This window comes from Streptomyces sp. TRM68416, assembly GCF_014596915.1.
Classification (GTDB): Bacteria; Actinomycetota; Actinomycetes; order Streptomycetales; family Streptomycetaceae; genus Streptomyces.
The window spans coordinates 1-10,363 of the sequence record NZ_JACVWU010000047.1 but is presented as its reverse complement, the minus strand read 5'-3'; the positions used below and the strand labels follow the sequence as shown (position 1 = coordinate 10,363).

13 protein-coding genes are annotated in these 10,363 nt (G+C 68.0%); 11 read left to right on the top strand and 2 right to left on the bottom strand.

The annotated features are described in order from the left end of the window. Positions 1–702 precede the first annotated feature (702 nt). The 8 genes from ICC28_RS39620 (at position 703) to ICC28_RS39585 (ending at position 7,216) form a co-directional block, all read left to right on the top strand. Positions 703–888, top strand: coding sequence for a hypothetical protein (locus tag ICC28_RS39620; RefSeq protein ID WP_223190761.1), 186 nt, complete (start codon positions 703–705; stop codon positions 886–888). Between the two features lie 199 nt (positions 889–1,087). Then, entirely contained in the window at positions 1,088–1,897 is an 810-nt protein-coding gene (locus ICC28_RS39615) for an ABC transporter ATP-binding protein (RefSeq protein ID WP_188293727.1), read from the top strand. Beyond that, on the top strand, positions 1,894–2,655 hold the full coding sequence (locus tag ICC28_RS39610; RefSeq protein ID WP_188293726.1) for an ABC transporter permease: 762 nt from the start codon (positions 1,894–1,896) through the stop codon (positions 2,653–2,655). The genes ICC28_RS39615 and ICC28_RS39610 overlap by 4 nt, the downstream gene beginning before the upstream one ends. A gap of 15 nt (positions 2,656–2,670) precedes the next feature. Then, positions 2,671–3,453 (top strand): MerR family transcriptional regulator, encoded by a 783-nt coding sequence (locus ICC28_RS39605; RefSeq protein ID WP_188293725.1) that lies wholly within the window; start codon positions 2,671–2,673, stop codon positions 3,451–3,453. Positions 3,454–3,560: 107 nt separating this feature from the next. Continuing rightward, positions 3,561–3,839 carry a DUF6233 domain-containing protein gene (locus ICC28_RS39600; RefSeq protein WP_188293724.1) on the top strand — a complete coding sequence of 93 codons (279 nt, stop codon included), beginning with the start codon at positions 3,561–3,563 and terminating at the stop codon, positions 3,837–3,839. Positions 3,840–4,145: 306 nt separating this feature from the next. Then, positions 4,146–4,658 (top strand): hypothetical protein, encoded by a 513-nt coding sequence (locus ICC28_RS39595; RefSeq protein WP_188293723.1) that lies wholly within the window; start codon positions 4,146–4,148, stop codon positions 4,656–4,658. A 79-nt stretch (positions 4,659–4,737) separates the two neighbouring features. After that, positions 4,738–5,091: a hypothetical protein gene (locus ICC28_RS39590; protein ID WP_188293722.1), complete on the top strand. Its 354-nt coding sequence runs from the start codon at positions 4,738–4,740 to the stop codon at positions 5,089–5,091. A gap of 325 nt (positions 5,092–5,416) precedes the next feature. Further along, positions 5,417–7,216, top strand: coding sequence for an SIR2 family protein (locus ICC28_RS39585; RefSeq protein WP_188293721.1), 1,800 nt, complete (start codon positions 5,417–5,419; stop codon positions 7,214–7,216). A 412-nt stretch (positions 7,217–7,628) separates the two neighbouring features. On the opposite strand, the gene ICC28_RS39580 is transcribed toward ICC28_RS39585, so the two are convergent. After that, the gene (locus tag ICC28_RS39580) at positions 7,629–7,928 is read right to left on the bottom strand and encodes a hypothetical protein (protein WP_188293720.1); all 300 of its coding nucleotides are present in this window, start codon (positions 7,926–7,928) and stop codon (positions 7,629–7,631) included. Here ICC28_RS39580 and ICC28_RS39575 point away from each other — a divergent pair. The 3 genes from ICC28_RS39575 to ICC28_RS39565 all read left to right on the top strand — a co-directional run bounded on the left by ICC28_RS39575 (position 7,915) and on the right by ICC28_RS39565 (position 9,177). Continuing rightward, entirely contained in the window at positions 7,915–8,328 is a 414-nt protein-coding gene (locus ICC28_RS39575) for a hypothetical protein (protein ID WP_188293719.1), read from the top strand. The two genes, ICC28_RS39580 and ICC28_RS39575, sit on opposite strands and share 14 nt — an antisense overlap. An 85-nt stretch (positions 8,329–8,413) precedes the next feature. After that, on the top strand, positions 8,414–8,623 hold the full coding sequence (locus tag ICC28_RS39570; RefSeq protein WP_188293718.1) for a hypothetical protein: 210 nt from the start codon (positions 8,414–8,416) through the stop codon (positions 8,621–8,623). An 89-nt stretch (positions 8,624–8,712) separates the two neighbouring features. Next, positions 8,713–9,177: a hypothetical protein gene (locus ICC28_RS39565; protein WP_188293717.1), complete on the top strand. Its 465-nt coding sequence runs from the start codon at positions 8,713–8,715 to the stop codon at positions 9,175–9,177. Positions 9,178–9,302: 125 nt separating this feature from the next. On the opposite strand, the gene ICC28_RS39560 is transcribed toward ICC28_RS39565, so the two are convergent. Further along, complete coding sequence (locus tag ICC28_RS39560) at positions 9,303–9,998, bottom strand: hypothetical protein (protein WP_223190759.1); 696 nt, start codon at positions 9,996–9,998, stop codon at positions 9,303–9,305. Positions 9,999–10,363 lie beyond the last annotated feature (365 nt).

The following is a 10,363-nucleotide window of genomic DNA, read 5'->3' as shown; positions in this document are numbered from 1 at the left end:
CCTAGTGGTCGGCCGGTTCGGGGGCCGCAGTTCACCGAGGCGCAGCAGGTGGCTGACGACGTTGAGGACCAGGCGTCGCCGAACTGGCCCACCGGACCGAGCTGATCACCTTCACCGTCGAGGACTGGTAGGTCCCTGCCGTCGCCTCGGTCGACCACCTCACCGCAGGGGTCGGCCGGGCCGTCCTCGCGGAGAATTACGCGGCCTACGTCGCCGAGTACGGCGAGTCCGTCTAGGCACCAAGTTCGTGGGCCCAGCCTCCGCGCCGGGCCCGCCTTACGCTCCCAGCACCCACGGCACCGCTATCACGGTCACTTTGCACCGTGGGTCAGAGATAGGACACCGGGGCCTACTTGTGGGTTTTGCGCTGGCAGGCCGCACACGGGCCGACGAGGTCGCCGGAGCAGACCAGGGCGGAAGGGTCGGGCTCGCTCAGCGGCGGCACGTCGAGCGTGGTGGTCATCGGTCCGGTCCTCCTCAGGGCGGCGTTGCTGGGCGCCCGCACCGCAGGATAGCCACCCCATAGGCACAGCCGTTCGAGCTCCTGTGGCACCTGGCGTTCGAGCTCAGGTCTGTCGGAAGGTGTTGATCATGCGTCGGGCATTGCGCGTCTGATCCCATACCGCGCCGTACTCGCCGGCGGGCGGGCGCCCGTCGCGGACGAGCCGGTCGGCGACCGCGGCCGCCAGCAAAGCTCAGCTCTTGGAAGCGAAGGACAACCTGCAGCACATGCGGGCCGCCATCCCGTTGACCGACGAAGAACAAGCCGCCGTCGACGACGGCCAAGCCGCCCTCAGCCGACTCCTGGAACGTCTCGCGGACGTCCCCACGCCATCCGGCGCCACCCCGCGCCAGCTCCTGCCAATTATTGAGCTGCCGCCATCTTGAAGGGACAGATCAGGGTCATGCCGTGGCGCTGCTGCGGGACTCGCGCTGATCGATGGCGACAGTGTGCCGTCGATCCTGCCAGCGATACGGGTGGCGTGGCCGGGGCTGGCTTGACCTTGACGCTGGGTCAACCCTCCATCCTCGCTGCAGGAGCTTCCCCACAGCCGACTGGAAAGCTCCCCGAAGGAGGCAGATGACCATGGTGACCCAATCGATCGCCAGTCCGGCGATTCGCGTGCAGAGTCTGGAGAAGTCTTACGGGAAGCTCGAAGTGCTGCGCGGCGTGGACTTCGAGGTGGCGCGGGGCAGCATCTTCGCCCTGCTCGGGTCCAACGGGGCGGGCAAGACCACGACCGTGAGGATCCTCGCCACGCTCCTGACGTCCGATGCGGGGACAGCCAGCGTCCATGGCTTCGACGTCGCCACGCAACCGGCGAATGTGCGGGAATCCATCAGCCTCACCGGGCAGTTCGCGGCCGTCGACGAGATCCTCAGCGGTTGGGAGAACCTCGTACTCGTGGCCAGGCTGCGCCACCTCAAGAACCCGGGCGCGATCGCGGATGACCTGCTGAGGCGTTTCTCGCTGACCGACGCCGGCCCGCGGAAGGTGTCCACGTATTCGGGTGGGATGCGCCGTCGGCTGGACATCGCGATGAGCCTCATCGGCAATCCATCCGTGATCTTCCTGGACGAGCCGACGGCCGGACTCGACCCCGAGGCGCGCATTGAGGTGTGGCATGCCGTCAAGGAGCTCGCCGAGTACGGCACGACGGTGCTGCTCACCACGCAGTATCTGGACGAGGCTGAGCAGCTCGCCGACCGGATTGCGATCCTCCACCAGGGTCGGATCATCGTGAATGGCACCCTTGCCGAGCTCAAGCAGCTCTTCCCGCCCGCCAAGGTCGAGTACGTCGAGAAGCAGCCGACTCTGGAGGAGATCTTCCTCTCGGTCATCGGCGGCGGCGAAAAGTGCGACGCCACTGGCACGACAACTGGGGGACAAGGATGACCGCGTACTTCTTCAGCGACACTGCCGCGCTCACGGGGCGGACCCTGCGCCATGTCACACGCAGCATGGACACCATCATCACGACCGTCATCACGCCGGTCGCCATGATGCTGATGTTCGTCTACGTGTTCGGAGGCGCCATTGATACCGGGTCGGTTTCGTACGTGAACTACATGCTGCCCGGCATCCTGCTCATGACCATCGCATCGGGCATCTCCTACACGGCGTACCGGCTGTTCACCGATGTGAAGAGCGGGATCTTCGAGCGATCTCAGTCCATGCCGATCGCGCGGTCGGGTGTGCTGTGGGCGCATGTCGTCACCTCTCTGGTCGCCAACCTGATCGCGCTTGTGCTCGTCGTGGGCGTCGCTGTGCTCATGGGCTTCCGCTCGGGGGCAGGAGTGTCGGCTTGGCTCGCGGTCGCCGGCATCTTGCTCTTGTTCACCCTGGCGCTGACCTGGCTCGCCGTGATCCCCGGGCTCTCCGCGTCGTCGGTCGAGGGAGCGGGCGCGTTCGCCTACCCGCTCATCTTCCTGCCTTTCGTCAGCTCGGCGTTCGTGCCGACAAAGACGATGCCCGGCCCGGTGCGCTGGTTCGCCGAGAACCAGCCGGTGACGTCGATCGTCAACACGATCCGCGGCCTGTTCGCCCAGCGGCCGGTTGGCGACGACATCTGGACCGCCCTCGCCTGGTGCCTCGGCATCCTCGTCGTGGCGTACGTCTTCGCGATGGCCGCCTATCGCCGGAAGATCGCCTGATGCAGTCTGAGACTCATGCTCACCATCAGCCAGCTTGCGGCGTACGCCGGGGTGACGGTGCGGGCCGTACGCCACTACCACAAGGTCGGGCTGCTGCCCGAGCCCGAGCGCGACCGGTCCGGGTACCGGATCTACGATGCCGCCGCGGTCGTGCGACTGATCCGGATCCGCACCCTGGCTGATGCGGGCGTGCCGCTGGCCAGGGTGCAGGAACTCCTCGACGCCGGCGCGGAGGAGTTCGCCGGCGGTGTCCAGGAGATCGACAAGGATCTGCGCGCCGAGATCCGGCGGCTGCAGGACACCCGCAGCCGGCTCGCCCGGCTCGCCGCCGGAGAGCACCTAGCACTCCCGCAAAGCGTCGTGGGCTACCTCGACCGGCTGCGCGGTCTCGGCGTCGGGGAGCGGTACATCGAGCTGGAGCGGGATGCCTGGATCATGATCGCCGCGCAGGTGCCGGACCTGATCGACTCCGTGATTGCCAAGAAACACGATGAGCTGGACGACCCCGACATGGTGAGGCTCTACAGCTTCTTCACCGGGGAGCCCGACTGGCGCGCCGGCGATCCACGGATCGTCGAGGTCGCCGACATCCTGGAGCGCCTGATGATTCGCGCCGTGGAGGCCGGCGAGGTGGGTGACGACGGCTTCGACGATCAGTTCGTCGCCCTGATGGACTCAACCATGCTTGAGTCCGCACCGGGCGCCGAACTGGTGCTGGCGATTCTGAAGGAGCGTGGCTGGAGCGGCTGGACCCGCATCGAACGAGTACCTGCTGACAGACTCAACGCTCACACGTGACGCCACTCGGCTGCGCTCATGCCGGCCCGGCGAGGCAGTCTGCCGCGCACACCTCCAGCAGTACGGTTTGACAAAGTTGATTCCACAGAATCCGGGTATGGCACGCCATGTGGCTGCAGCGCATCGACACGAAGATCGCCGCCGTCCGTCAGCGGGATGCCGAGCGGGCGCGCGGAGAGGAGCGACGGCCTCCCGCTCCGGACTGGATCATCGAACTCGGCATCGGCTGCAGAAACCCGCCCGTGCAAGTCCACGCCGGAGACTGCTATGCGGCCGCGAAGCGACGGCGCGCCGTCGACCGTGACGAGGCCCGCCGACTCCTAGCCGCGGGGCTACCGGCCTGCACCCACTGCCGCCCCGACCGGCACCTCGGCATCCTGGAGTAGAGACCACGCTGCGCGCCGGCGGGGCGCCCTGGCGGACCGCCGGCGGTCGGTCCTCGCACATGCGCCGTGTCCCCCGGCGCGGGCCGTACCGTCCTCGAGACCTCGAAGAGCGGCTTGCCCGGCCGGTGGTGGGCCCCGGGAGGGCCCACCACCGGGCTTCAGTGCCGGGTCTCCCACCACAGGATGAGCAGGGTGACCGCACCGCTGCCGAGCTTGTACGCGGCGCCCTTCAGGAACTCACCCGGAACGTCCTGCCCCTGCTGAGCGATCCATTTCCGCAGGTGACCGCTAGTTGCGAGGCGCCGCTTGATCCAGCTGACCGCCCGCGCCCGCAACCGCCAGGACCAGCAGGAGGAGATCGGCGCCCTGCGGGTGCAAGCCGACGCGTTGACGGTGGCGGTGGCCGAACTGCGGGGCGCGGCCGCCGCGAACCGCCTGCTGTGGGACGGCCCGGCTGAGCGGGCACGGTCGTTCCTGCTGGCCACGCTCGGGTTCTTCGGAGGTGCAGCCCTGGCCCGGATCGCCGGCGGCTCCGACCATCTGAGCGCGCAGGTAGGGATGGGGCAGGCGGCCGACCTTCTGAGTCGGGACCGGCGGGCGAGCAAGCAGAACGCGGCCGCCGCAGCGGCGGCCCCGCTGATGCGCTCCACCGACGCAGCCGTCGCCGCCACCACCGAGCAGCTGCTCAACGCCTGTGGGGACGTGGAGAACACCGAGCGCCTCGAGGCAGCCCTGGAGGCGTTCGGGCAGGCCGTTCGCGCGGCCACCGCGCCACGGCTGTCCTGGTGGGCACGTCGCCGTGCTACGCGCACAACCTGACGCAGGAGCTCGCCGGGGTAACGGGTGCGAGCAGGCGCGTGACCCCTGGGTGTCAGTGGTGCTCGATAGCCTCTGCGGTATGGGAACTTACGATGACAAGTCGCGTGACTACGACCGTCGCGCTGGCCAGGCCCTGGTCGCCTTCTACAACCTGGCCGCGGCTGGTGGCGGACATGCCGGGGAGGCGGTGGCGCCTGCATATCGCGATCTGCTGGATGCGGCTGAGTCCACGTTCCGAGCGGGTATCGAGGCTGACGACCTGGAGCAGATCAAGGCCGGCTGGAACGAGCTCGTCGACGTGGCGGCGCACATCGCGCACGCCAACGCCCGGGTCGGCACCGTGCTGCTGGCGACGGCGGTGAATCACCTGGAGGAGCCTCCGGAGGAGATCATCGCCAAGGTCAAGGTAGAAGTGGAGAAGAACAGTTCCTGACCTCCCGAGCGACAGAACCCGTCAGCCATGACTGTGGATCTGCGCCCTCGTAGGATGCCTGAACGCCTCGTCCCCGGCAGCTGCAATGCCGGGGACGAGGCGTTTGTGCTGGGGGAGCCCTACAGCTCGATCTCCATGTGCTCCGTCTCTCCAGGTGCCCACCATAATGCAGACTTCGAGCACATGTTCGATTGCATTCTGAGACGACTGCCTTACGGCGCTTATCGTCATAATGACGAGATTGTGGAGTAGGGTGAACTCCGATACGCGGGCAGTGTTTCCGCCGCTTGGGGTGGTGTGCCCGTTTGAAGGAGGGGTGGTCGCGGTGACGAAGCAGGCCGCAGGGCAGGGAAATCCGACGGTCCCGGGCGTCGGCGGGGTTCTCGATCCTCGAATGTCCCTGGCCCTGAACGTTCACACATGCCCGGGGGTGTACGCGGTGCTGCTCGGGGCCGGCATCTCCATGGCGTCCGGCATCAAGACCGGCTGGGGCATCGTCCAGGACCTCGTCGCCAAGGTCGCGGTCCTGCATGATCCGGACGCGCCCGACGCCGGCGCGGGGCCCGCGGCCGATCCGGAGAGCTGGTGGCAGGAGCAGTTCGGCGAGCAGCTGGGCTACTCGCGTCTGCTTTCCGAGGCCGCCCCCACTTCGGCGGCACGACAAGCCTTGCTCGCAGGCTATTTCGAGCCCGAAGACGGCGACGACGTGAAGCAACCCACCGCGGCGCACCGGGCGATCGCCCGGCTGGTGAAGCGAGGGAACGTCAAGGTCATCCTGACCACCAACTTCGATCGCCTCATGGAACGAGCGCTGGAGGAGGTCGGCATCTCCCCCCAGGTCGTCCGCGACCATCAGATCGACAGTATGAAGCCCCTCGTGCACAGCCAGGTCACGATCATCAAACTCCACGGCGACTACGCCGACCTGGAGCAGCGCAACACCGTGGACGAGCTGGAGAAGTACCCCGATGCGCAGCAGGAGCTGCTCGAGCGTGTGCTGGACGAGTACGGACTGATCGTGTGCGGCTGGTCAGCCGACTGGGACAGGGCCCTCGTCAGGGCCGTGGAAGGAACCCGGTCCCGGCGCTATCCGATGTACTGGGGGCAGTTCGGCCGAATGAGCGAGCCGGCCCGACGGCTGGTCGCCCAGCACTCTGCCGCCGTCATCGACGGTGTGACTGCAGACGACCTCTTCACGGATCTCGAGCGCAGGGTGGAGGCGCTGGACCGGATGACCGCCGCCCCGGTGACCCGGGACACGGCCGTCGCCCAGCTCAAGCGTTTCCTCCCCGACCCCATCCGACGTATCGAGATCCACGACTTGATCGAACAGAGTGCGTCGCTTATCGCCAACAAGGCCAGCCAGGACCGGTATCCGCTGACCGGGAGCGTCTTCGCGCAGAGCATCCACCGCTACCGCGCCGACTCCGACACCCTGCTGCACCTGCTCGCCAACGGCGTCTTTCACGACGACGGCACCTATAACGCCCTCTGGCAGCGCGTGATCGAGCGGCTGGGGCGCCTGCGCCACAAGAACATCAACGGCCATACCGAGGAACTGGAGAGGCTGCGGCACTACCCGGCCGTACTCGCCATCTTCACCATGGGCACCGCCGCAGTTCTCGCCAGACGCGAGGATTTTCTGCACCGCCTTCTCATCGAGCCGCTGTGGTCGCCGCTCTTCTCCAATGGCCGTCAGGTTCCGGCCGTCTACCTCAACCCCCGTCGCGTCATCAGCGGCTCGATCAATGAAGTCTGCAGCCCCGGTGTGGGCAGGACGTGGTTCTACCCGCAGAGCCGATGGCTTCGTGAGGAACTGCGAGAACCGTTCCGCCTGGTGGAGCCGAACGACGATGCCTACCGTGCGGCCTTCCACCGATTCGAGTTCTTGGCCTCGCTGGTCACTCTGGATACCGAGCATGCTCTCGCGAGCCCATGGTCCGGGGAGTTCTTCGACGATGATGTGTGGGGGTACGACCAGAACGGCCTGGCTGCTGATATCGAGCGAGAGATCAATGACTCCTGGCCCCTCGTCCAGGCTGGCGCCTTCAGCTCCGACACGGAGCGCGCAAAGAAGGCCTTGACTGCGCTCGCGGAGTTCCGTTCGAAACACCACCCCTGGTGAGCGACGCCCTCTGGACGAACTTGCCGGTGACGTATCGCTCCACGGTGTGCTGGGAGACCTCGAGGACAGCCGTGTGGAGCCTGCCTGTACACGGTGTGGGCGAAGGCAGCCGAGCACAGGCTTCCCCTCGGACGGCTGAACGTCTGTCGCACGGAAAGTGCTGCCTGCCCAGCGGGTCGGCACGGGCAGAATCGTGTGTATGGTCCGTTCGTCCAGGTTCCCTATCTCCGACCACGAGTACGTCCAGCGGGTCCGCCGTCACCCGCCCAGTTCCCTGCTGCCCCTGATTGCGCAGGTGAGCTCGATCCTGCCGACGAAGGTCGACTGGCAGCAGGACTGGGTGAGGTTGAACCGGCACCGCAGCATCACGGGGCTGTACCGGCCGTGGGCGTTCGCCGACGCCGCATGGGTGTCACTGACCCGTGGGAACGAGCATCGGCAGCGGCTGGCGGCCATGGACGACCTGGAGGAGATCCTCGCCCAGTACGTGGCGCTGGACGACCTCTACCGGCACCTGCCGGTCGGTGAGCGGCTGTCGGGATACCTGCTGCGGGTGGCCGGACAGCAGTTCACCTGGCAGGAGGACGACTTCTCCGAGCTCGCCCGCAGTCTGGCCATGTTGGTCCAAGTCGGCCCGGCCCACCGCAGGCCTGCGGCTCGGGCCGCAGGAGACGTTCGGCGAAGAGCTGAACCAGAAGTTGGGCAAGGCCATCGGGAAGCAGATCCCGAACACCGCGAAGCTCATCCGGGAGCGGCACCCGAAGTTCGCCCACATCCCCCACGACCGGCCGATGTTCGGCATCGTGATGACGATGGAGCCGTACCACCTGGTCAACACCCCCGAGTTCCGGCACGTCCTGCCGACCTCGGACGTGCCGACGGTGGTGGCCTCGGCAAGCGAACTGGAGGACGCGGTCGTCGCGACGGACCCCACGCTGGAGGAAGCGATCCTGGCCCGGATCGAGCAGCCACCGCCCGCCGGATGGTCCTTGCGCGCCCTCGCCGACGGACGGCCCGTCATCAATCCGATCCTGGACGAGGCGTGGGAGCTCTACCCCTGGGGCACGGAACCCGCCACGCCCCCAGACAGCGGGGCTTCAGCACAGTCCTGACCGGGAAGCTCCGACGGGCCCCGGCGTACGACATAAGCGCGACACCGCCCCACGATGCTGGCGAACAACCGGCTGGGGAGGGGCGATGGCCAGGGACAGCTACCGGGACCTGCGGTGTCCCGCCGACACCGGGCGGCCGCTGCGGGAAGAGCTCGCGCGCCTGGTCTACGGCTTCGACGCGGTCGCCGGCACCGACCGGACCCGCCGCGACTACCTCCACGTCGCCGACCACGTCCTCGAGTTCATCGCCCGCCGTGCCGGATGCCCCGACAGCGGCCGGCCGCCGGGAGGGTGAACCGGCCACCCGTGGCGGTGAATGCGTTCTGGCGGGCCCGGGCCGGCCGTCAGTACGGTCCTCCTGGCCGGGCGAGCGAGGGGGAGACGATGAGCGGGCGGGCGCGGGTGCTGAGGATCGCGATGTGGGTGCTGATCGTGGCCGCCGTGCCGGTGTATGTGGTGTGGCTGGTGCGGGCCGGCTACCTGACCGGTCAGCACCGTCTGCCCGACAGTGACGTCATCCGCTGGGCGCTGCCGACGCTGGTCCCGGCGGCCGCCGTGGTGCTGTGCGTGCTGGTCGGACATGCCTGGTGGGTGAGCGTGGCGACGCGCACGGCGTCTCCGCTGCGGGAGCGGTGGACCGTGATGGTGCTGCTGTTCATCGCCGCGGTGTCGGTGTTCTGCGGCGTCGCCGCCGTCGACGACCCCGGCGTGTCCGCCGGGCTGCTGAGCCTCGTGGTCACCGGGCTGGGCATGGCCGGCCTCTTCTTCATTCCGGCCGCCTGCTCCCGCGAGCTGCCGGACGTCGTCCGTCGGCGCTTTGCCGACTCCTCCGACGGCCCGGCGGCGTAACCTGGCCCTGCACCGAAGCGTTGAGCACGGCGTCGCGTGATGCACATCCGATCCCCCGCGGATAAGCGCAGGGGCCCCGCACCGAGCTTCTGCGCCGGTGCGGGGCTACTGGGTTCAGGGGTGGGTCAGCCGTTCTGGATGGCCGCCAGGTCCTCGTACGACAGTTCCTGGGTGCGGGCGGCGGCCTCGCTACGCACCCAGGCGAACACCTTCGCGTCCGGCTGGTCGTTGTGCCGACGGTCGCCCGCGGCTGCGGTTTTCTCGCCGCCGGAGGCCAGGAGCGCGGTGATGTACCGGGCGAGCTCGGAGGGGCCTCCCCCGCCGTAGCCTCGCCCGTTCTCCTCCGGCAGGATCGACAGCAGGCCGTCGCGGGTGCGGATCCAGAACATGCCGGACCGGCGGTCGATGATCAGGCGGTAGAACTCGCCATCCGGCCGCAGATCGCGCGGGGCGTACGCCTTGTAGGTCCACTGGTCGATGTTCCCGCCGACGGTGCGGTAGTGGTCCGCCACGACCGGCAGCCCGAACTCCGGGTCCATGAAGCTCTTGAAGCACAGGCAGCCCGATCCGCCAACCGCCGCCGGGGAGTCCTTGTCGTCGTCGACGCACGCATGGAACAAGCTGGCGATCTTGTCCGACTCCACGAGCGTGGTGTGCAGGGTGTTCGGCGCGCAGCGCGCTGGATCCTGCCCAGCCACTCCGTCACGTACGGCGACTCCCGCTCGACGGACACCGCGCCGTTCCACGTGCCCCCCGGCGATGCCGTACTTCGGCTCGCTGTTGAGGGCGAAGTGGGCGTAGCCCGAGGTGGGGGTGTACACGGGCTCTAGGTCACGCGGCAGCTCAACTGACTTGTGCTCCCTGGATGCTGAGGGCGCCTGTGCACGCCTGTACGGCATCGACGATGCCCCGCTGGGGCAACGTATGGATAGAGCGCACCCCGTCTCGCGCGCCCACCGACCCACCGTGCGAGCAGCGCCGACACCCATCAGTTGATGTGACGCAGGTCACACCACGAGGGCCTAACGCGGCGGGCTCAGAACTCCACGTACGGGATGGAGAGGTGCGTCCGCGCCCGCTCCACCGACCCCCTCAACCCTCGTGGAGCAACGCGGATGAGCGACAACAGCACTTCCGATCAGTGTGCCAAGATCGCACGGGGCATGGCACCGATCGCACGCGCCCG